Annotated in this window: 19 protein-coding genes; 13 read left to right on the top strand and 6 right to left on the bottom strand. The window is 68.2% G+C overall.

Annotation, left to right across the window (positions count from 1 at the left end; genetic code table 11):
• The first annotated feature begins 143 nt into the window (after positions 1 to 143).
• The 3 genes from WS87_RS21200 to mmsB all read left to right on the top strand — a co-directional run bounded on the left by WS87_RS21200 (position 144) and on the right by mmsB (position 4116).
• Positions 144 to 1463, top strand: coding sequence for an MFS transporter (locus tag WS87_RS21200; RefSeq protein ID WP_059818858.1), 1320 nt, complete (start codon positions 144 to 146; stop codon positions 1461 to 1463).
• 122 nt (positions 1464 to 1585) lie between these two features.
• Positions 1586 to 3112 (top strand): CoA-acylating methylmalonate-semialdehyde dehydrogenase, encoded by a 1527-nt coding sequence (locus tag WS87_RS21195; protein ID WP_059818857.1) that lies wholly within the window; start codon positions 1586 to 1588, stop codon positions 3110 to 3112.
• Positions 3113 to 3225: 113 nt separating this feature from the next.
• Entirely contained in the window at positions 3226 to 4116 is an 891-nt protein-coding gene (mmsB, locus tag WS87_RS21190; RefSeq protein ID WP_059818856.1) for a 3-hydroxyisobutyrate dehydrogenase, read from the top strand.
• A gap of 112 nt (positions 4117 to 4228) precedes the next feature.
• Here the strand turns inward: mmsB and WS87_RS21185 are convergent, their stop codons facing one another.
• The 4 genes from WS87_RS21185 to WS87_RS21170 form a co-directional block, all read right to left on the bottom strand.
• Entirely contained in the window at positions 4229 to 4561 is a 333-nt protein-coding gene (locus tag WS87_RS21185) for a hypothetical protein (protein WP_059818855.1), read from the bottom strand.
• 203 nt (positions 4562 to 4764) lie between these two features.
• Complete coding sequence (locus tag WS87_RS21180) at positions 4765 to 7212, bottom strand: c-type cytochrome (protein ID WP_059819631.1); 2448 nt, start codon at positions 7210 to 7212, stop codon at positions 4765 to 4767.
• Complete coding sequence (locus WS87_RS21175; protein ID WP_059818854.1) at positions 7202 to 7708, bottom strand: (2Fe-2S)-binding protein; 507 nt, start codon at positions 7706 to 7708, stop codon at positions 7202 to 7204. The genes WS87_RS21180 and WS87_RS21175 overlap by 11 nt, the downstream gene beginning before the upstream one ends.
• 196 nt (positions 7709 to 7904) lie before the next feature.
• Complete coding sequence (locus WS87_RS21170) at positions 7905 to 9068, bottom strand: FAD-dependent monooxygenase (protein WP_059818853.1); 1164 nt, start codon at positions 9066 to 9068, stop codon at positions 7905 to 7907.
• Positions 9069 to 9367: 299 nt separating this feature from the next.
• Between WS87_RS21170 and WS87_RS21165 the strand changes: the two genes are divergently transcribed.
• The 5 genes from WS87_RS21165 (at position 9368) to WS87_RS21145 (ending at position 15233) form a co-directional block, all read left to right on the top strand.
• A complete protein-coding gene (locus tag WS87_RS21165) occupies positions 9368 to 10120 on the top strand; it encodes a maleate cis-trans isomerase family protein (protein WP_059818852.1) in 753 nt (250 codons plus the stop codon).
• Positions 10121 to 10146: 26 nt separating this feature from the next.
• The gene (locus WS87_RS21160; RefSeq protein WP_059818851.1) at positions 10147 to 10977 is read left to right on the top strand and encodes an alpha/beta fold hydrolase; all 831 of its coding nucleotides are present in this window, start codon (positions 10147 to 10149) and stop codon (positions 10975 to 10977) included.
• A 48-nt stretch (positions 10978 to 11025) separates the two neighbouring features.
• A complete protein-coding gene (locus WS87_RS21155; RefSeq protein WP_059818850.1) occupies positions 11026 to 12066 on the top strand; it encodes a hypothetical protein in 1041 nt (346 codons plus the stop codon).
• Positions 12067 to 12085: 19 nt separating this feature from the next.
• A complete protein-coding gene (locus WS87_RS21150) occupies positions 12086 to 12733 on the top strand; it encodes an isochorismatase family protein (RefSeq protein ID WP_059818849.1) in 648 nt (215 codons plus the stop codon).
• 220 nt (positions 12734 to 12953) lie between these two features.
• Positions 12954 to 15233, top strand: a complete 2280-nt coding sequence (locus tag WS87_RS21145) for a xanthine dehydrogenase family protein molybdopterin-binding subunit (protein ID WP_059818848.1) — start codon at positions 12954 to 12956, stop codon at positions 15231 to 15233.
• Between the two features lie 36 nt (positions 15234 to 15269).
• Here the strand turns inward: WS87_RS21145 and WS87_RS21140 are convergent, their stop codons facing one another.
• The gene (locus WS87_RS21140; RefSeq protein ID WP_059818847.1) at positions 15270 to 15716 is read right to left on the bottom strand and encodes a MarR family winged helix-turn-helix transcriptional regulator; all 447 of its coding nucleotides are present in this window, start codon (positions 15714 to 15716) and stop codon (positions 15270 to 15272) included.
• Between the two features lie 533 nt (positions 15717 to 16249).
• On the opposite strand from WS87_RS21140, the gene WS87_RS21135 reads away from it, so the two are divergent.
• Together WS87_RS21135 and WS87_RS21130 are read left to right on the top strand one after the other, a co-directional pair.
• The gene (locus WS87_RS21135; protein ID WP_059818846.1) at positions 16250 to 17557 is read left to right on the top strand and encodes an MFS transporter; all 1308 of its coding nucleotides are present in this window, start codon (positions 16250 to 16252) and stop codon (positions 17555 to 17557) included.
• Between the two features lie 427 nt (positions 17558 to 17984).
• Positions 17985 to 18749, top strand: a complete 765-nt coding sequence (locus tag WS87_RS21130) for a DUF4397 domain-containing protein (protein WP_059524878.1) — start codon at positions 17985 to 17987, stop codon at positions 18747 to 18749.
• 51 nt (positions 18750 to 18800) lie between these two features.
• Here the strand turns inward: WS87_RS21130 and WS87_RS21125 are convergent, their stop codons facing one another.
• On the bottom strand, positions 18801 to 19349 hold the full coding sequence (locus tag WS87_RS21125; protein WP_059818845.1) for a DUF3005 domain-containing protein: 549 nt from the start codon (positions 19347 to 19349) through the stop codon (positions 18801 to 18803).
• Between the two features lie 32 nt (positions 19350 to 19381).
• Here WS87_RS21125 and WS87_RS34290 point away from each other — a divergent pair, with 32 nt between their 5' ends.
• The 3 genes from WS87_RS34290 (at position 19382) to WS87_RS21105 (ending at position 22317) form a co-directional block, all read left to right on the top strand.
• Complete coding sequence (locus tag WS87_RS34290; protein ID WP_159085701.1) at positions 19382 to 19714, top strand: hypothetical protein; 333 nt, start codon at positions 19382 to 19384, stop codon at positions 19712 to 19714.
• A 319-nt stretch (positions 19715 to 20033) separates the two neighbouring features.
• Complete coding sequence (locus tag WS87_RS21110) at positions 20034 to 21566, top strand: NCS1 family nucleobase:cation symporter-1 (protein WP_082750644.1); 1533 nt, start codon at positions 20034 to 20036, stop codon at positions 21564 to 21566.
• A gap of 22 nt (positions 21567 to 21588) precedes the next feature.
• The gene (locus WS87_RS21105) at positions 21589 to 22317 is read left to right on the top strand and encodes an aspartate/glutamate racemase family protein (RefSeq protein ID WP_059524874.1); all 729 of its coding nucleotides are present in this window, start codon (positions 21589 to 21591) and stop codon (positions 22315 to 22317) included.
• Positions 22318 to 22320: the final 3 nt, after the last annotated feature.

Genomic DNA, 22320 nt, shown 5'->3' with positions numbered 1-22320 from the left:
GGCAGGAGTCTCCGGGCCGGCCGTCGATATGCATAAATGCACATCCAACCGGTTTTCTTGTCGGTACATCGTGGATCCGCGCATAACTATACTCGACCGTGACCTGCGGACCATGAGCCGCGGGCAATAAATACGGAGACACCATGCAGACGCAATCCACCCTCGATGAGCATGCCGCCGTCGCGACGCCGGCCCCCGCCCGCACCGCGAGGCACTACCTGCTGGCCGGCTGGGCCAGCATGGCCGGCACCACGATCGAGTGGTACGACTTCTTCCTCTACGGCACCGCCGCCGCGCTCGTGTTCAACCGCATCTTCTTCCCGTCGCTGGACCCCGTCGTCGGCACGCTCGCCGCGTTCGGCACGTTCGCGGTCGGCTTCATCGGGCGGCCGATGGGCGGCATCGTGTTCGGCCACTTCGGCGACCGCATCGGCCGCAAGTCGATGCTGATGATCACGCTGCTGCTGATGGGCGTGCCGAGCATGATCATCGGGCTGATCCCGTCGTACGACCGCATTGGCTACTGGGCTGCTGCCCTGCTGATCGCGATGCGCTTCCTGCAGGGGATGGCGGTCGGCGGCGAATGGGGCGGCGCGGTGCTGATGGCCGTCGAGCACGCGCCGAAGGGCCGCAAGGGGCTGTTCGGCAGCCTGCCGCAGACGGGCGTCGGGCTCGGGCTGATCCTGTCGTCGGTCGCGATGGCCGCGGTGGCCGCGCTACCGGAAGCCGACATGCTGTCGTGGGGCTGGCGCGTGCCGTTCCTCGCGAGCATCGCGCTGGTCGGCCTCGGCTGGTTCATCCGCGCGAAGGTGCCGGAGTCGCCGGACTTCGAGAAGATGCAGCGCCAGGGCAAGGCCGAGAAGTCGCCGGTGACGGCCGCGCTGCGCCGCCATCCGCGCGAGGTGCTGACGATCGTCGGCGCGCGTGCCGCCGAGAACACGTGGTTCTACATGGTCGTCACGTTCGCGCTCGCCTATGCGACGCAGCAGTTGCACCTGCCGAAGGCCGACATGCTGCACGCGATCACGGCCGGGGCGGCGCTGTCGCTCGTCACGATGCCGCTGTGCGGGCATCTGAGCGACCGCATCGGCCAGCGCCGGATGTTCGCGATCGGCCTCGTGCTGATGTGCGCGTTCGCCGCGCCGTTCTTCATGATGCTCGGCACGCAGCAGACGTCGTACGCATGGTGGGCGATCGTGCTCGGCCTCGGCGTCGTGTTCCCGATTCTTTACGCACCGGAGTCGCTGCTGTTCGCGCAGCAGTTCCCGGCGGAAATCCGCTACAGCGGCATCTCGCTGTCGGTGCAGCTCGCCGGCGTGATCGGCGGCGGCTTCGCGCCGATGATCGCGACGTCGCTGCTCAAAGCGGGCGGCGGCCAGCCGCACTACGTGATCGCGTACCTCGTCGGCTTCGGCGTGTTCGCGCTCGCGTGCACCGCACTGATGCGTCCGGCACGGACGTAACGCATCGACGCCAGCCGGCCCGTCCTTACCCGGTTTCCATTCGACCTGCCGTCCGCCGTGGCCGAACGCGCGACGGACGCAGGGCACCCATTTTCTTCGCACCACCGTTTCCGGAGAGTTCCATGAACGCCGCAGTTCCCCAGACCACCCTCGCCCTGCCCACCGCCAAGCTGCTGATCGACGGCGCGTTCGTCGATTCGCAAAGCGCCGAATGGGGCGACATCGTCAACCCCGCGACGCAGGAAGTGATCGGCCGCGTGCCGTACGCGACGCTCGACGAGGTCGATGCCGCGATCGCGTCCGCGCAGCGCGCGTTCCAGACCTGGAAGACGACGCCGATCGGCGCGCGGCTGCGCATCATGCTGAAGTTCCAGGATCTGGTGCGCCGCAATCTCGAACGGATCGCGCACACGCTGACGGCCGAGCAAGGCAAGACGCTGCCCGACGCGCAGGGCGACATCTTCCGCGGCCTCGAAGTGGTCGAGCACGCATGCTCGATCGGCACGCTGCAGCAAGGCGAGTTCGCGGAGAACGTCGCGGGCGGCGTCGACACCTACACGCTGCGCCAGCCGATCGGCGTGTGCGCGGGCATCACGCCGTTCAACTTCCCCGGCATGATCCCGCTGTGGATGTTCCCGATGGCGATCGTGTGCGGCAACACGTTCGTGCTGAAACCGTCCGAGCAGGATCCGCTGTCGACGATGCAGCTCGTCGAGCTCGCGATCGAGGCCGGCGTGCCGAAGGGCGTGCTGAACGTCGTGCACGGCGGCAAGACGGTGGTCGACCGCCTCTGCACGCACCCGGACATCAAGGCGATCTCGTTCGTCGGCTCGACGCGCGTCGGCACGCACGTGTACAACCTCGGCAGCCAGCACGGCAAGCGCGTGCAGTCGATGATGGGCGCGAAGAATCACGCGGTCGTGCTGCCGGATGCACATCGCGAGCAGTCGATCAACGCGCTGGTCGGCGCGGGCTTCGGCGCGGCCGGCCAGCGCTGCATGGCGACGTCGGTCGTGGTGCTGGTCGGCAAGGCGCGCGACTGGCTGCCCGATCTGGTCGAAAAGGCGAAGGCGCTGAAGGTCAACGCCGGTGCGGAAGCCGGCACGGACGTCGGCCCGGTCGTGTCGAAGGCGGCGAAGGCGCGCATCCTGTCGCTGATCGACGCGGGCGTGAAGGAAGGCGCGACGCTGCTGCTCGACGGCCGCGACGTGACGGTGCCCGGCTACGAGCACGGCAACTTCGTCGGCCCGACGATCTTCTCGGGCGTGACGACCGACATGTCGATCTACACGGAAGAAATCTTCGGGCCGGTGGTGGTCGTGCTCGAAGCCGACACGCTCGACGACGCGATCGCGCTCGTCAACGCGAACCCGATGGGCAACGGCGTCGGCCTGTTCACGCAGAGCGGCGCGGCCGCGCGCAAGTTCCAGAGCGAGATCGACGTCGGTCAGGTCGGCATCAACATCCCGATTCCGGTGCCGGTCCCCTACTTCAGCTTCACCGGCTCGCGCGGCTCGAAGCTCGGCGATCTCGGCCCGTACGGCAAGCAGGTCGTGCAGTTCTACACGCAGACGAAGACGGTCACCGCGCGCTGGTTCGACGACGACGCGACGGCCGGCGGCGTGAACACGACGATCGCGTTGAGCTGAGCGCGAAGCGTGGGACCGGACCAAGCGCTAAAGCGCCAAGTCCGGTCGACCGCAAAGCATGGGACCGGACTAAGCGCTAAAGCGCCAAGTCCGGTCGACACAGGAGCCTGTACATGGAAATTGCATTCATCGGACTCGGCAACATGGGCGGCCCCATGGCCGCCAACCTGCTCAAGGCCGGTCACACGCTGACGGTATTCGACCTCGATGCGAACGCGGTCGACACCGCCGTGCGGGCGGGCGCGACGGCGGCCGCGTCGCCGCGTGACGCGGCCGCCCGCGCATCGCTGGTGATCACGATGCTGCCGGCCGCGCAGCACGTGCGCGCGGTTTATCTCGGCGACGACGGCGTGCTGGCCGGCGCGCGCGCCGGCGCGACGTTCGTCGACTGCAGCACGATCGATCCGGACACCGTGCGCGCGCTGGCCGACGCCGCCGCGCAGCGCGACTTCCCGCTCGCCGATGCGCCGGTGTCGGGCGGCACCGGCGGCGCGCAGGCCGGCACGCTGACCTTCATGGTCGGCGCGGAAAGCGCGCTGTTCGAGCGCATCCGCCCGGTGCTGCTCGACATGGGGAAGAACGTCGTGCATTGCGGCGGCACGGGCACCGGGCAGATCGCGAAGATCTGCAACAACCTGCTGCTCGGGATCTCGATGATGGGCGTGTCGGAAGCGATGGCGCTCGGCGCCGCGCTCGGCATCGATCCGGCCGTGCTGGCCGGCATCATCAACACGTCGACCGGCCGCTGCTGGAGCTCGGACGCGTATAACCCGTACCCGGGCGTGAACGACGCGGCGCCCGCCGCGCGCGGCTACTCGGGCGGTTTCGCCGCGAACCTGATGCTGAAGGATCTCGGGCTCACGACCGAAGCCGCGCGCAGCGCACGGCAGCCGGTGTGGATGGGTGCGCTCGCGCAGCAGCTTTATCAGTCGATGAGCCAGCAAGGGCTCGGCACGCTGGACTTCTCCGCGTGCGTGAAGCTGTACGAGGCGCAACCCGCGTAACGCGACCGACGGACGTGCGTCGGCCCGCGATGCCCGTCAACGGCATCGCGGGTCGATTCGCTTCCGGAGCAGCACGGACGTGGAGGCCACGGCCGCGCGGGCGACGCGGCGCTTATCCGCGCGGGTTCGACGCCGTCTCGAAGGTCGGATGGCACTCGAACGCGAGTTCCGAGCGCGCGTCGACGCGGCGGCCGCCGGTCACCGACTCCTGCTTCAGGCTCGCGCGCATGCCGCGCTGCGTGCAGTAGTTGGTCGCTTCGTTGACGGCTTTTTCATGGGCGTCGGCCCACGTCGTCGACATGCCGAGCGTGCGCGTCGTCACGGTGAAGACGTTCGGGTTCGACGTCGTGGTCACGTCGGAGGCGGTCGAACACGCGGCGAGCAAGCATGCAGCGGCCGCGATGGTCAACCCTCGCAGGGATCGAAAAGGTACAGGGATGGACATGGGGGCAAGCGCACGTCGATTCGACGGCATTGAGCAACATAGGCGACAGTATGCCTGCCCGATTGCCGGAGATCATGCCCTTTTCGATGAACACATTGTTTCGAATGGTTAAACGATGGGTGCTCCCGGCAAGATTTACGAGGCCGCGGCGCGCCCGGCGTTGCCCCGTGTGTCGCTTTTTCTCCGGCCGCCGTACTGCTTCTTCACGTGCGCCGGTCAGTGCGAGCGTGCTGCCTGATTCTCGCCGAGGCTTCCTCCAGGTTTCGCCACGCCGGTTGACCGGGCGCGTAGCGCGCGCGGATGTACGCGGCAAGCTCGGCCATCTGCCGGTCGTCGAACGCGTCGCGGAAACCCGGCATGTAGCCGAGCGCGTCGGTGGCCGGATGGTCGATCCCGTCGTGCAGCACACGCAGCAGGTTGTCGGGCGCGGCCTGGCTGACGCTCGTGTTGAGCCCCATCAGCGGACGCACGCCGAAATGCCCGACCCCGCCCGATTCCGAGTGACACACCGCGCACGCGGCATCGAACGCGCGCCGACCGCTCTCGAGGCCGAGCGTCGCGACGGCTTCCGCACCGTGCGCACGGCGGGTCGCCGTGTCGGCCGCCACGGCCGCATCGACGGGCGGCGACAGCGACGTCAGATAATGCGCGATCGCCCGAACGTCCGATTCGGGCAGCGCCGCGAGCCCCGCGACCACCGGTGCCATCGGCCCAGCCGCGACGCCGTGCTGCGCGGAGAAACCGGTGCGCAGGTAGTCGAACAGCGCGTCTTCGGTCCACGGCACCGGTGACGCCGGCGACGCGACGAGTGGCGGAGCGACCCATCCCTCGGCCTCGCCGCCGGCCAGGTACGCGCGCCCGCCCTGTTCCGCGCCGAATGCGTTGCGCGGCGTATGGCAAGCGCCGCAGTGCGCGGCGCCGTCGACCAGATACTTGCCGCGATTCCATGTCGCGGAGCGCGCCGGGTCCGGCGCGAACGGCCGCGCGTCGTGAAACAGCCAGTTCCATCCGGCGACGAGGCGCCGCTGGTCGAGCGGGAACGGCAGCTTCGTCTTCGGCGGTGCATGCGTCACCGGCGGCCGCGACATCAGATAGGCATAGAGCGCGAGCAGGTCGGGCTCGCTCAGCTTCGCGAACGCGGTGTACGGAAACGCCGGATACAGATGCGAGCCGTCGCGGCCGATGCCTTCGCGCATCGCACGCGCAAACGCCGGATACGACCATGCGCCGATGCCGGTTTCCGGATCGGGCGTGATGTTGGTCGTGTAGATCGTGCCGAACGGTGTGTCGAGCGCGAGACCGCCCGCGTTGGGCGCACCGCCGGGCGCGGTATGACAGACCGCGCAATCGCCGGCGAGCGCGATCAGGCGACCGCGTTCGAGCGTCGCCGCGCTCCACATCGCGCCGTCCGCACCGCCCGATGCGATCGGCGCGATCGGTGCCGGGCCCGGCAGAATCGCGCACGCGAGCCCGATCAGCCCGCCGATCACCCCGCCCGCGCCACCGCCAGCGAGCCAGCGGCGCCAGCGCGACGACGCACGGCGCGACGTGCCGGAATGGCTCTCGCCTGAATCCACCGGTGCCGGCCGAGCCAGCGCCTCGCGAATGCGCGCGGCATCGAACGGCGGCGCGCGAAAACGCACGCCCGTCGCGTCATGCAGCGCGTTCGCGATTGCGGCCGCGGCCGGCGCGGCCGCCTGCTCGATCCGTTGCGCATCGTACGCCGACAGCGAGCGGGCGCGATCCGCGCCCGGCGCGGCGTCGTCGAACGCGACGAGTTCATGCGCGATCGCATCCGGCGCGACATCGCCGCCGGTCTCGTCATGCGCCGGCCGCGCGGACAGCCGCGCGCCCATCACGCGCGAAATCGTCGCCTCGATCTGCCATGCGGGCAAGCCCGCCATCGACGCCCGCCCGGGATTGCCGGCGCCCTGTCCGGCGACGACGCGGCGCACCGCGACCTCGCCCGTCGCACGATCGACGTCGAGATCGACGACCCACGCAGACCAGTGCGGGGCGTTGTCGCGACCCGCATCGGCTTGCACGTTTTCGTCCCCGGACGACGCGTCGGGCGCACCGGCCCCGTCGAATGCAAAGCCGCGTCCGTTCAAGCGGTCGGGTACGTGCGCCGTCGCCGGTTCGCCCCACGCGGCGCGTTCGCTGACCATCCGGATAATCTCGCGCGGCCCTGCATCGCGCGACGCATCAAGATGCTGCAGACGCAATGCGACCGGATCGCGCTTCAGCGCACCGGCCAGCTCGTCGACGAACGATTCGCGCGCGAACGCGTGCGCATGGCCGGGAATCGCGTTGTGGATGTCGGCCATCTCGATCGACGTCTGCGCATGTCGATAGACGAACGGCGAAGATGGCGTCAACGCCCTGCCCTCCGCCATCGCGCGCCGCGCATCCGCCGTCGCACCGGCCTGCGCGCGATAGCGCCACGTCGTCATCCGGCCATCGGCGGTGGTCCTTGTTTCGACATCGAACGACGCCTGCGCGCGCGTATCGCCGATCGGCCACTCGTAGCGCCCGCGATGCGTGCACGCCGTGTCATCCGCACGCCGCGCCGAACCGGCCGCCACTTCATCGCATCGCACATCGTCCGCATCGGTTTCGGGCTGCGCGGGCACGCTCGGGTCACGCTTCATCGCCGTCATCCCGCAGATAGCGCGCGGCCCGATGCACCGCGCGGATGATCTCCAGGTGCGTGCCGCAGCGGCAAAGATTGAAGCGCAACGCGTCGCGAATCGTCGCATCGTCCGGCAACGGATTGCGGTCGAGCAGCGCTTTCGTGCTCATGATCATCCCGTTCAGGCAATAGCCGCACTGCGCGGCCTGCTCGTCGATGAACGCGCGCTGGATCGGATGCGGCGCGGCGCGCGAGCCGAGCCCTTCGAGCGTCGTCACGTCGCGCCCATGTGCGGCGGCAGCCGGCACGACGCACGCGCGCGTCGCCTGCCCGTCGACCAGCACCGTGCATGCACCGCACTGGCCGAACCCGCAGCCGTACTTCGGGCCGTTGAGCGCGCAGTCGTTGCGCAGGATCAGCAGCAGCGGCGCGTCGGGCGCGGCTGCGTCGAACGTGAGCGGCGTGCCGTTCACGCGAAACGCGAGCGGCCGCGACGGAGAAGCGGGATGGGACATGAATGGATCCGGAATGCGGGGCGCGGGCCGGAAGACCGGCGGGCCGAGGCCTGGGGCCGGCGGCGGGCACGGCCGCCGACTCGCGACGGCCGGCATCGCGCGCAACGCCGACGTATAACACGCCGAAATGCGCGCGTGCCGCCGCGTCGATCGACGATATGGCGGCGCGGCATCCGGCGCGGACACCGCGCGCGCGTCAGGCAACGGCCGCCACGTTGCCGCGCGACGGTGACGGTGACACGAGCGGCACGTCGAACACGTCGTAGCCGAACACCCACGACGGATCCTCGTTGGTGCGCAGCCACGTGTTGTTGTGCGACACGAGCTGCACCTTCGACGCACGCGCCGCGCGATTCGTCTCATACAGCGCGAACGCACCCGCGTGATCGCCGATGCCGACTTCGTCGAGACAGCGCGTGAGCATCGCCGCATCCTCGATCGCCATCGCCGCGCCCTGCGCCATGTGCGGCTTCATCGGATGGCACGCATCGCCGAGCAGCACGAGACGGCCGCGGCTCCACAACGGCAGCGGGTCGCGTTCGAGCAGCGGCCACTTGGTGATCGACGGCGACACGTCGATCAGATGCTGGATGTCGGCATGGAAACCCGCGAACGCCTCGCGCATTTCATCGCGGCTGCTGTCGACCATCGACACGCCTTCCGGCCACTCGGCCTGCGGCACGCCGGTCACGTAGTAGTACTCGTCGCGCTTCTCGGTCACGTAGTAGACCATCATGTGACGATCCTCCGACCACCACTTCACGCACATGTCGTACGGCTTGTTGCCGAGCAGCGATGCCGGGAACACCGCGCGATGCGCGACGTAGCCCGTATAGCGCGGCGGCTCCGCACCGAGCAGATGCTCGCGGATCCGCGAATTCACGCCGTCCGCGCCGATCACGATGTCGGCCGTCTCGGCGCTGCCGTCGGCGAACGTCAGACGCACCGCGTCGCCGGTGTCCTCCACCGACGCGAGCCGCTTGCCGAAGCGGATCGTGCCGGGCGTCACCGCCTGCGTCATCAGCGCATGGAAATCGCCGCGATGCACGGTCAGGTAGCTCGCGCCGTAGGTCTTGCGCGCGTAGTCGCCGAGCGGAATCTGCGACAACACGTCGGCCGTCCGCCAGTCGCGGCTGTACCAGTAATCCGGATGCGAGCCCATCGTCTCCAGCGCGTCCTCGCACCCGATGCGCCGCATGATCTTCATCACGTTCGGGCCGAGATGAATGCCCGCGCCGAGGCGCGAGAACGCCGGCGCCTGCTCGTACAGCGCGACGTCGTAGCCGCGGCGCTGCAGAAGCGCCGCGGCGGCCGTGCCGCCGAGACCGGCGCCGATGATTGCGATACGTGGTTTGCTCATGCGGATCTCCTGATCGTGAGCCCGTCGCCGAACGCGGCACGGAGAACGGGCGAATTGAATGGCGTCTATATAGCGTACACACTCAATTTATTCAGAACAAGCGGATTGTTGTCGGCGATTCAATCATCCGGGAAAACACCAATACACCCTCAAGTTTACGCACTCACAAATGATCATTGCCGAACGGCGATCATTTTGATCCATTGCCATTTTCAAATGTACACACTAGACTTTGCTCGAAATCAGGCGATCTCGCGCCAGCGTGCCGCCCCACCCTTACCGACACGGAGCCTCCCGTCATGAGCAAGACCTACCGCATCGGCCAGATCGTGCCGAGTTCCAACACGACGATGGAAACCGAGATTCCCGCGATGCTGCGGTTGCGCGAGGCGATCCGGCCCGAGCGCTTCACGTATCACTCGAGCCGGATGCGGATGAAGAAGGTCGTCAAGGAAGAACTCGCGGCGATGGATGCCGAATCCGACCGCTGCGCGGTGGAGCTGAGCGATGCGTGCGTCGACGTGCTCGGCTACGCGTGCCTCGTCGCGATCATGGCGATGGGCCGCGGCTATCACCGCGTGTCGCAGGCGCGCCTCACGAAACACACGGCCGACAACGGCGCGCAGGCGCCGGTGCTGACGAGCGCGGGCGCGCTCGTCGACGCCTTGAAGGTGATCGGCGCGAAGCGCATCGTGGTGGTCGCGCCGTACATGCTGCCGCTGACCGAACTCGTGGTCGATTACATCCGCAACGAAGGCTATGAAGTGATCGCGTATCGCGCGCTCGAGATTCCCGACAACCTCGACGTCGGCCGCCACGACCCGGCACGCCTGCCCGACATCGTGAAGACGCTGCCGTACCAGGACGCCGATGCGATCGTGCTGTCGGCGTGCGTGCAGATGCCGTCGCTGCCGGCTGTTGCGAAAGTCGAGGCGATGACGGGCAAGCCCGTGATCACGGCTGCGATCGCGACGACCTACGCGATGCTGCGCGAACTCGATCTCGAACCGGTCGTGCCGGGCGCCGGCGCGCTGCTGTCCGGCGCGTACTGAGCCCCCCGCTACTTCGGAGCCTCTCCATGTCCTCGACTTTCCTGTACGGCGCAAACGTCCGCGCGAACGGCATCCGCCAGCACTACCTGCGCTACGGCGGCGCGACAGGCGCGCGCGCGTCGCGACCCGCCATCGTGCTGATTCCCGGCATCACGAGCCCCGCGATCACGTGGGGTTTCGTCGGCGAAGTGTTCGGCGCGGCGTTCGACACCTATGTGCTCGACGTGCGCGGTCGCGGGCTGTCCGACGCGTCGCCGTCGCTCGACTACGGCCTCGACGCGCAGGCCGACGACGTCGCGGCGCTCATCGCCGCGCTCGGCCTGCCGCGCACGAGCCTCGTCGGCCATTCGATGGGCGCGCGGATCGCCGCGCGCGCGGCGCGGCGCGACATCGGCGGTCTCGAGTCGGTCGTGCTCGTCGATCCGCCGGTGTCGGGCCCGAACCGCCGCGACTATCCGGGCAAGCTGCCGTGGTACATCGACTCGATGACGCTCGCGCGCGCCGGCACCGACGCCGAAGGGATGCGCGCGTTCTGTCCGACCTGGACCGACGCCGAACTGCAATTGCGCGCCGAATGGCTGCACACGTGCGACGAGCGAGCGGTGCGCGCGTCGTACGAAGGCTTCCACACCGACGACTTCCACGCGGATGCCGCACGACTGACCGTGCCGTCCCTGCTGATCACGGCCGAGCGCGGCGACGTGGTGCGCGACGACGACGTCGCTGAATTGCAGCACGCGACACCGTCGATGCGGCACGTGCGCGTGCCCGACGCCGGCCACATGATCCCGTGGGACAACGCGGCGGGCTTCTACGCGGCCTTCGGCGACTTCCTCGGCGCGCCGCTCGCGGCCTGATTCCACGTCGCCCCCCCTTTTCCCTTCACGCTTTTACCGGAGCCGACGATGCCAGTCAGCGACTATCAACTGATCGACGCGTGGAAGCAGGTGCTCACGCTGTCGCGCCTCGAACCGGGCCAGACCGTCACGATCCTGACGAGCGCGGCCACTCACCCGCAGACGCTGTCGTGCGCGCTGATCGCGACGCAATCGATGGGCGCGATCGTCAACCGGCTCGACCTGCCGCCGGTGAACGGCGAGAAGGCGTTCAGCCGCGACCCGCTCGCGTATCTCGGCACGACGCCGCTGACCGGCAACCGAGCCGCAATCGCCGCGCTGCGCGAGAGCGACCTCGTGCTCGACCTGATGACGCTGCTGTTCTCGCCCGAGCAGCACGACATCCTGAAGTCCGGCACGAAGATCCTGCTCGCGGTCGAGCCGCCCGAGGTGCTGGTGCGCATGGTGCCAACGCTGGCCGATCGCACGCGCGTGCTCGGTGCCGCGAAAAAAATCGCCGCCGCGCGCGAGATGCGCGTGACCTCCGCGGCCGGCACCGCCCTCGTGTGCCCGCTCGGCGATTTCCCGCCGACCGCCGAATACGGCTTCGTCGACGCGCCGGGCCGCTGGGACCACTGGCCGAGCGGTTTCGCGCTGACCTACCCGAACGATCGCACCGCGCGCGGCACGATCGTGATCGATCGCGGCGACATCCTGCTGCCGCAGAAGCACTACGTGAGCGAGCCGATCGCGCTGACCGTCGAAGGCGGTTACGCGACGCACATCGAAGGCGGCATCGACGCCGATCTGCTGCGGGACTACATGGAAACCTTCGCCGACCCGGAAGGCTACGCGATCTCGCACATCGGCTGGGGGCTGCAGCCGCGTGCGCGCTGGTCGACGCTCGGCCTGTACGACCGCGAGGCGACGATCGGGATGGATGCGCGAGCGTTCGAAGGCAACTTCCTGTTCTCGCTCGGCCCGAACAACGAAGGCGGCGGCAATCGAACGACCACCTGCCACATCGACATCCCGCTGCGCCGCTGCACGGTCGAGCTCGACGGCGAGACCGTCGTGCGCGACGGCCGCGTGACCGACCAACCCGCCTGACAGACGAGTGCCCGACACCATGACCGACCTTTCCCATCATGCCGAAGCGAACGTCTATCGCCAGCAGGGTTTCGGCACGCCGCTGCCGCCGCACGGCAACATCGGACTGCTGATCGTCGACTTCGTGGTCGGCTTCGCCGATCCCGCGACGTTCGGCGGCGGCAACATCGCGCCGGCGATCGCGCGCACGACGCGGGCGCTCGCGCTCGCGCGCGAACGCGGCTGGCCGGTCGCGCACAGCCGCATCGTGTACGCGGACGACGGCAGCGACGACAACGTGTTCTCGCTGAAGGTGCCCGGCATGGCGACGCTGACCGAGCACCATCCGAACAGCGCGATCGTGCCCGAACTCACGCCTGCCGCCGGCGAACTCGTCGTGCGCAAGACCGTGCCGTCGGCGTTTTTCGGCACGCAGCTTGCACCGTGGCTCGCGCAGCGCGCGGTGCAGACGCTGCTCGTTGCCGGCGCGGTGACGAGCGGCTGCGTGCGCGCGAGCGTGGTCGACGCGATGTCGCACGGGTTCCGTCCGCTCGTGCTTGCCGATTGCGTCGGCGATCGCGCGATCGCGCCGCACGACGCGAACCTGTTCGACATGCAGCAGAAATATGCGGCCGTGATGCCGCTCGATGATGCGATCGCGGCGATCGATACCGTGCACGCGCGCTGAGCCGCCACGCCACTCCGTGCTGCGCGGGCGGCGGCCTGGCCGTCGCCCGCGCCCTCACCCTTCACCCGCGTGCGATTGACGCTGCGGTTTTGGCGACCTAGATTGACCGCGTGCGCCGTCGCGCAAGCCCAGGCCGTCACCTCGTGCGCGGCACGCAGCGTCTGCACGCCGAAGCCCGTGCGCCCGCCAGCCGCGCCCTCTCCGACAGGACACCTCGATCGTGAACCGCTCCGAACTGCTTGCGCGCGACGGCTGCCTGACCGTGATCCGGCCGCCCGCGCCGCCGCCCAGGCCGGCGCCCGGCCAGCCGGGCAGCCTGTCGTCGTACGTGCCGGTGCTACCCGAGGTGTTCGTCGCGATTCTCGACGACGGACGCATCCTCGCGTTCAACGGCCATGTCGACCTCGGCACCGGCATTCGCACGTCGCTCGCGCAAATCGTGGCCGAGGAACTCGACGTGCCGCCCGCGCGCGTGACGATGGTGCTAGGCGATACGGCTGCGACGCCGAACCAGGGTCCGACCATCGCGAGCGCGACGATCCAGATTTCCGCGACGCCCTTGCGCTGCGCGGCCGCGCAGGCACGCCACGCATTGCTGATGCGGGCCGCCGAGCGTTTCGGTGTCGATCTCGCGCAGTTGAGCATCGACGACGGAACGATCTCCGCGCCGGCACACGGGCACGCTGCGACGTTCGCCGCGCTCGTCGCGGAGCACCGCATCGCACTGACGCTCGACCTGAATGCCCGCACGAAGGATCCCGCTGACTACCGGATCGTCGGCCGATCGTCGCCGCGCGTCGACCTGCCCGCGAAAGCAACGGGCCAGCTCACGTTCGTGCACGACATGCGCGTGCCGGGCATGCTGCATGGCCGCGTCGTGCGGCCGCCGTATGCAGGCCACGACAGCGGCGCGTTCGTCGGCACGTCGCTGGTCGACGTCGATCGCGCGTCGGTCGCCGACGTGCCGGGGCCCGTGGCGATCGTCGCGATCGGCGATTTCGTCGGCGTCGTGGCCGAGCGCGAGGAACACGCGATCCGCGCGGCGCGCCAGCTGCGCGTCACGTGGCGGCCGCATCCCGCGCTGCCGCCGCTCGATACGCCCGCGGCCGCGATCGCCGCCGCGCCCGCGCAACGCCGTTTGTTGCTCGACGAAGGCGACGTCGACGCGGCACGCACGCAACCCGACACGATCACGCTGTCGCGCACCTATGCATGGCCGTTCCAGATGCATGGCTCGATCGGCCCGTCGTGCGCGCTCGCCGACTATCGCGCGCCCGGCGACGGCCGGATCACCGTATGGTCCGGCACGCAGAACCCCGTATCGCTGCGCTACGACCTCGCGACGCTCGTGGCGCGAGACGAAGCCGATTTCGACATCGTACGAATGGAAGCAGCCGGCTGCTACGGCCGCAACGGCGCGGACGACGTATGCGGCGACGCGCTGCTGCTGTCGCGCGCGGTCGGCCGTCCGGTGCGCGTGCAACTGTCACGCGCGGACGAACATCTGTGGGAACCGAAGGGCGCCGGGCAACTAATGCAGGTGACGGGCACCGTGACGCGCGACGGCCGCCTGCTGAGCTACGACTTCACGACGCGCTATCCATCGAACGACGCGCCGCTGCTCGCAACGCTCCTGACCGGCGCGATCGCACCCGAGCCGCGCGTGTTCGAGATGGGCGACCGCACGGCCGTGTCGCCGTATGAAAGCCCGAACCGCCGCTTCGTCTGCGAGGATCTCGCGCCGCTCGTGCGCGCATCGTGGCTGCGCGGCGTGTCGGCGTTACCGAACTCGTTCGCGCACGACGCGTTCGTCGACGAATGCGCGGTGCTGGCCGGCATCGATCCGCTCGCGTTCCGGCTTCGGCATCTCAAGGACACGCGCGCGCGCGAACTGCTGCAGGCCGTGGCTGATCGCGCGGGCTGGACCCCGCGCGCGGGCCGCAACCATGAACACGAAGGATCGCGCGTCGTGCGCGGGCGCGGCGTCGCGTATGCGCGCTACGTGCACAGTCGCTTCCCCGGTTTCGGCGCGGCATGGTCCGCATGGATCGTCGACCTGAGCGTCGATCGCGTGTCCGGCGAAATCCGCATCGAGCGCGTGACGGTCGGCCAGGACACCGGCACGATGATCAACCCGGACGGCGTGCGTCACCAGATCCACGGCAACGTGATCCAGGTATTGAGCCGCACGCTGAAGGAGCGTGTGCGGTTTGCCGATGGCAAGGTCGCTTCGCGGGAATGGGCAAGCTATCCGATCCTGACGTTCGACGAAGTGCCGGATGTCGACGTGGTGCTGATGCCGCGGCAAGGCGAGCCGCCGCTCGGCGCGGGCGAATCGGCGTCGGTACCGGGGCCCGCCGCCGTCGCGAATGCCCTGTTCGACGCGACCGGCGTGCGCTTCTACGCGCCGCCGTTCACGCCCGAGACGGTGCGTACAGCGCTGCGCGAGGCCGGCCGGCTTCCTGGTGCGGAAGCGCCCGCCGCAGCACACGCGGTGTAAGGGTGGTTCGCGTCGAGGGCCGGACGGCGCCGCGCGTCACGCGTCGCCATCGGCCTCCATCATCTTGCGCAGCAGATACTGCAATGCGACGCGTTCGCCCGGATTGAGCGGCCCGTACGTGCGCTCGGTCACCTGCCGCGCGAACGGCACCGTGCGGTCGATCAGCGCGAGGCCCGCCGCGGTCGCGCGCACGATCAGCTTGCGGCCGTCGTTCGGGTCGGGCAGCACCTCGATCAGCTCGCGCGCCTTCAACCGATCGACGACGCCGCGGATCGTCGCCTGGTCGATCGCGGTCGCCTTGACGATGTCGTTCAGCGAACACGCCTGCTTTTCCTTGACCGCGCACAGCGCGACGAACTGCGCGGCCGTCAGGTCCGAATCGGGGATCGCTTCCTGGAAGATCGCGACGTGCCGCTGATAGGCGCGGCGCAGCAGGTGCCCGACCTGGTCGTGAAAGTCGTAGGAATCCTTGGAAGACGCCATGAAGATGAAGGCCCGCGCGGCATGAATGAGAAAGGCAAGCAGTGTACACCCTCGAATCGGCACGATCGTTCGCGCGGTGGTCGCTTCATTGCGGTACGTCAGGGTTCGTCGCGTCCGCTCCGCCTTTGACCTGACGATTGCCCGACTGTGCCGACCCGCTCACGACACCGCGCCCCAAGGGGGCCGTTCGCACCATCCTGCGGACTACCGAACGCACGCTATCGCACCACCGAGGCACTTGCATGCACACACTCCACTTTTGAGCGCACACGCACGAATTTTGTGCATCTCGATCCGCTCGTGATGTTCGCGAAAATATGTGCTTTTCCCCGAATAATTCCTCGAAAAACATAGGCCTTATACGGCACATCGATCGATCCTAAAACGGATGTTTTCATGCCAGTGCGATTCCGTATTTTCTAGTGTGTACGCTATGTAATTGGCGTGCTATACAGACTCCAGCGCGCGGCGAACCTTCGCTCGCGTCGAACGGCCACCCACTTCATCCGTCACATTCGAACAGGGGCAATCCCATGTCTACCGCACACCCGAGCGCCGCCGTCTCCGCCGACGACACGCTGCACGGCGCGCTATACCGCAAGGTCACGCTGCGCCTGATCACGCTGTTCTGCCTGTGCTATTTCGCGGCCTATCTCGACCGCATCAACATCGGGCTCGCGAAGCTGCAGATGCTCGACGCGCTGAAGTTCAGCGACACCGTGTACGGGCTCGGCGCCGGCCTGTTCTTCGGCGGCTACATCCTGTTCGAAGTCCCGAGCAACCTGGTGCTGCAACGCGTCGGCGCGAAGCTGTGGATCGCGCGGATCATGATCACGTGGGGTCTGCTGTCGGGCGCGACGATGTTCGTGCAGACGCCGATGCAGTTCTACATCGTGCGCTTCCTGCTCGGTGCCGCCGAAGCCGGCTTCCTGCCCGGCGTGCTGTTGTACCTGACGCAGTGGTATCCCGATGCGCGCCGCGCGCGGATCGTCGCGCTGTTCATGGTCGGCCTGCCGCTGTCGAGCATGATCGGCAGCCCGATTTCCGGCTGGATCATGCGGGCGTTCGACGGCGCGCACGGGCTCGGCGGCTGGCAGTGGCTGTTCCTGCTGGAGGCATTGCCGTCCGTGCTGCTCGGCTTCGCGGTACTGCGCTGGCTGCCCAACGGCATCGAAACCGCGCGCTGGCTGAACGCCGATGAGAAGCGCACGCTGCGCGCCAACCTCGACGCCGATCCGTCCGGGAACAAGAGTCATGCGCTCGGCCGTGCGTTCACCGACCCGAAGGTGTGGGCCCTCGGTCTCATTGACCTCTGCGTGCTGCTCGGGCTGTATGCGGTGAGCTTCTGGCTGCCGACGATCCTGCGCGACACCGGCGTGAAGGACGCGTATCACATCGGCTGGCTGATGGTGATCCCCAATGCCGCGGCCGTGCTCGCGACGCTGTATTGCGGCGCGAGCTCCGACCGTGCACGCGAGCGCCGCTGGCATATCGTCGTGCCGTTCCTGGTGTCGGCCGTCGCGCTCGCATTTGCCGCCGCGTCGTCGCACGGCACGCTCGCAACCGTGTTGCTGTTCTCGCTAATCAACGCGGGCGCGGCCGCCGCGATGCCGGTCGTCTGGGCGTTGCCGTCCACGTTCCTGAAAGGCTCGGCCGCGGCGGGCGGGATCGCTTTCGCATGTTCGATCGCGAACCTCGGCGGCTTCGGTAGCACTTACTTCATCGGCTGGCTGCGCGACACGTTCCATTCGCAAAGCGCGGGGCTATACGGCTTTGCCGCATGCATGCTGGTCGGTTGCGCACTCGCGCTCGCGTATCCGGCGAAGCTCGTGAATCGGTGATGCACATCACGCGCGCGGCGCCGCCAGGTCGCCGCGCGACCGCATGATCTTCCTCATATCGATGCGCACGCAACGATATGCGCGAAAATCACCGCCCCCTGTCCCGCGTCGGCCGCAGCGCACAACGGTCGACGTTTGAAACGCCTTTTCGGCACACGTCGCGCGCTCCCTGGTTGCATCGCCTTTTTACAAGCATGCAACCCCGACTCTCACGATCCGGCGCGGCACGCAACTGCCCTGCATGCCGCACCTCCGCCACACGGGCGCCCGTGCCGATTCCGTCGCCTGGGCACATCGCTTGCGACATCCATGCGCCCGCCGCCCCGGCGGACGGCAATTCCTTCCTTCAATCCGGCGCTGCGTACCGCGCGATGCCTCGCGCGGCGACACCGCATCGCAATCAGGTTCCCTGAATGAGAGGACGACAATGAAATCCATTCGAACAATAGCAGCCCTGTGCTCGGTCGTTTCCATGCTCGCGGCATGCGGCGGAGACGGCAACGACGTCGGCACCGAACTCGGCATCTCGAAACCGCAGGCGCGCTTCATCAACGCGGTGCCGGCCGGCCCGAATCTCGATTACTACCTGAATGCGAAGGTCGACGCGTCGGGCGTCGCGTACAAGGGCGTCACCCGCTATCACGACATCGACTCGGGCACGCAGACCGTCAGCTACGACGTATCGGGAACGACCACGACCGTCGCGTCGCAGTCGTTCGGCGCGGCGAACGGCCATCACTACACCACGATCGCGTTGCCGAGCACGTCGTCGGCGATTTCGGTGATCGACGACCCGTTCGACAAGAAGCTGCTGTCCGACAAGGCGCGCGTGCGCAGCTTCAACGCCTCGCCGAACGCGCAGAACGTCGACGTGTACGTCGTGCCTCCCGGCACCGACATCAACGCGCAAAGCCCGACGCTGGCGGGCGCCGCGTATCAGAACGCCGTGCCGGCATCCGGGCAGGATTCGGTCTACCTGAACGGCGGCAGCTACCAGGTGATCGTCACGACGGCCGGCAGCAAGTCGCCTATCCTGAAGACCGCACCCGTGAGCATCAACAACAACGCCGACTGGCTGCTGGTGACGATTCCGTCGGGCGGCATCGGCGACGTGACGCCAAACGACGTCCACGTGCTCGTCGCGCAAGGCAACGATGCGGACACGTCCGCGCAGGAACTCGGCCCGCAGTAACGGCCATCGGCGGACCGCCGGCCGGCGGTCCGCCCCGCGTCCATCGATGCGTCAGTCGGTCCGCTCGAGGCGGATCACGTGCTCGGCCCGCGTGCCGTCGCCGTGCTCGACATCGACGTCGCCGACATAGCGGACGCGCCAGCCCGGTCGCGTCGCGATTTGCGGCATGTTGCCGCCCGGGCGGCTCTCGATCCCGCCGAGCCCTTCGTCGGGCGTGTCGACCGCGTCGTCGAGCGACGCGTTCGAGTAAATCACGTTGTCGTGCCATTCGGTCGCGCCTGCACGCGCCTCCAGGCCCTTGCCGTCGACGTCGACCGTGTTGTCCGTCATCGCCATGTTGGCGTTGTCGAGCGTGACGATCCGGCCGGCCGCACGACGCACGGGGTCGCCGCTGTCGACCGCATTCGCGTCGACGTCGATCGGCGGCAGGCCGGTCGGCGTTTTCGCCGCGACCGCCTCCGGCGTCAGCGGCTGCTTCGCGACTTCGGCAGCCTGGGTCGCCGCATCCGGCATGTCGCCGGCCGCCGGCGTCTTCACCGGGCTCTTCTGGATCTGTTCCCGCTGCTGTTCCGGGGTTGGGTTCGATTCCGCGTTCTGCATCGCACCTCCTGTTCCCGACGGCGCGCGCCGACATGACGCGGCCGGCGCCGCTCCGGGAATCGCTACAACGGTCCTTGCAAATCTTTCACGCGCAGCGCGCTGCCCGCGCACGTCCTGCGACGCACGTGCCGAGCGGAACGCCGTTACGGCGGCGCACGGGCAATCTGCCCGCGCACGCCGCCCGCTCCCGCGATCAACCGCCGCTTGCGCCCGTCGGCGCGGATGCCGCGCCCGGCATGCTCGCCGCGCCGCCGGCCGTGCCGCTGCCCGGCATGCCCGAGGGTGCGGTGGACGGCGCCGGCGCCATGCCGCCGGTGGCGCTCGTGTCCGAACTCGCGCCGGTGCCGGTGTCGCTCTTTTTCTGACAACCCGCACCCGCCGCCAGACCGGCGATCAGGATGCCGGCGAAGACGGCCCGCGATACGTGACGAATGGAATATCGCTGCATGACACCTCCGCTGATGTCGATGTGGATGGAGCCCTTCAATACGCAATTCGCGTGCCGCGCAGCCGATCCATCCCCATTCATTTTTCAAATGACGCCCAGCCGAATATTTAATTTCCCATCGCCGCGCCCGCCGCCCATACTCGCGAACAAATCCGAGACATAACGTCCACGGCGGCCGGCCCGCGCTGCGTGCACACGCTGCCGGTTCGCGCCCCGCACATGGAAGGAGACAAGGCGTGCAACTGGAAGCCATCCACCGCGCGGGCATCGTGCCCGGCGCGCACGACGCACTGCATCGAACCGATACGGCCGCGCGCGATCCCGCGTTGAGCCCGCGGCTGCACAACGCCGACCTCGCGCCGACCAAGGCCGAGGGCCGCACCTGGGGCCGCTACAGCATCTTTGCGCTCTGGACCAACGACGTGCACAACATCGCGAACTACTCGTTCGCGATCGGCCTGTTCGCGCTCGGCCTGTCGGGCTGGCAGATGCTCGCGTCGCTCGCGATCGGCGCCGTGCTCGTGTATTGCTTCATGAACCTCACCGGCTACATGGGCCAGAAGACCGGCGTGCCGTTCCCGGTGATCAGCCGGATGAGCTTCGGCATCTACGGCGCGCTCTTGCCCGCGATGATCCGCGCGGTGATCGCGATCGCATGGTTCGGAATCCAGACCTATCTCGCATCGGTCGTGCTGCGCGTGCTGCTCACCGCGATCTGGCAGGGCCTCGCCGCCTTCGACCACGATGCGATCTTCGGACTGTCGACGCTCGGCTGGATCACGTTCGTCGCGATCTGGCTGGTTCAGATCGGCATCCTGACTTACGGCATGGAGATGGTCCGCAAGTACGAGGGGCTCGCCGGCCCGGTCATTCTCGTCACGACGCTGTCGCTCGCCGCATGGATGTTCAGCCGCACCGGTGGCCATCTCGCGATGTCGATCGGCAAGCCGATGACCGGCCTGAAGATGTGGACCGAGGTGTTCGCGGGCGGCTCGCTGTGGCTCGCGATCTACGGCACGCTGGTGCTCAACTTCTGCGATTTCGCGCGCTCGTCGCCGAGTGCGAAGACGGTGCGGGTCGGCAACTTCTGGGGCCTGCCGGTGAACATCGTGGTGTTCGCGGCGATCAGCTTCGTGCTCGCGGGCGCGCAGTTCAAGCTGAACGGCCAGATCATCCACAGCCCGACGGAAATCATCGCGACCGTGCCGAACAAGCTGTTCCTCGTGCTCGGCTGTCTTGCATTCCTGATCGTGACGGTCGCGGTGAACATCATGGCGAACTTCGTCGCACCGGCCTTCGTGCTGACGAGCCTCGCGCCGCACCGCCTGACGTTCCGCCGCGCGGGCCTGATCAGCGCGACGGTCGCCGTGTTGATCCTGCCGTGGAACCTGTACAACAGCCCGATCGTGATCGTCTACTTCCTGTCCGGCCTCGGCGCGCTGCTCGGCCCGCTGTACGGGATCATCACGGTCGACTACTGGCTGGTGCGCAAGCAGCGCGTGAACGTGCCGGATCTCTATACCGAAGCGCCGACCGGCGCCTATTTCCATACGCGCGGCGTGAACCGCAAGGCGCTCGCGGCCCTGGTGCCGTCCGCGCTGATCTCGATCACGCTCGCCGTCGTGCCGGCCTTCAGCGCGATGACGCCGTTCTCCTGGCTGCTCGGCGCGGCCATCGCGGGCAGCGTTTACTGGCTGACGGCCGATCGCAAACGGCAATACGAGGAGCGCTCGGGCGAACACATCGCGGTCGCCTGCGCCCGACACTGAACGCAGCATACGGAGTGCACCGATGAGAATCCTGGTAGTCAACGTCAACACGACCGAATCGATCACCGACGCCATCGCCGCGCAGGCGCGCGCCGCCGCGTCGCCCGGCACGGAGATCGTCGGGCTGACGCCGCGCTTCGGCGCGGAGTCGGTCGAGGGCAACTTCGAGAGCTACCTCGCGGCGATCGCCGTGATGGACCGCGTGTTGAGCTACGACGAGCCTTACGACGCGGTGATCCAGGCCGGCTACGGCGAACACGGCCGCGAAGGGCTGCAGGAACTGCTGACGGTGCCCGTCGTCGACATCACCGAAGCGGCCGCGAGCGTCGCGATGCTGCTCGGCCACCGCTATTCCGTGGTCACGACACTCGACCGCACGGTGCCGCTGATCGAGGATCGCCTGAAGCTCGCCGGACTCGATGCGCGCTGCGCATCGGTGCGCGCAAGCGGCCTCGCGGTGCTCGAACTCGAGGAGAACCCGGCCCGCGCGATCGAGTCGATCGTCGACCAGGCCGCGCGCGCGGTGAAGGACGATCACGCGGAAGTGATCTGCCTCGGCTGCGGCGGGATGGCCGGCCTCGACCGGCAGATCGAGGAATGCACGGGCGTGCCGGTCGTCGACGGCGTGTCGGCCGCGGTCGCTCTTGCCGAATCGCTGGTGCGCCTGAAGCTGAAGACGTCGAAGGTCCGCACGTATGCGCCGCCGCGTCCGAAGCGGATCGTCGGCTGGCCGGGCACCTTCGCCAAATGACGG

It is taken from the genome of Burkholderia sp. MSMB0856 (assembly GCF_001524645.2).
Lineage (GTDB): Bacteria > Pseudomonadota > Gammaproteobacteria > Burkholderiales > Burkholderiaceae > Burkholderia > Burkholderia diffusa.
This window is presented reverse-complemented; position numbering and strand designations above follow the sequence as displayed.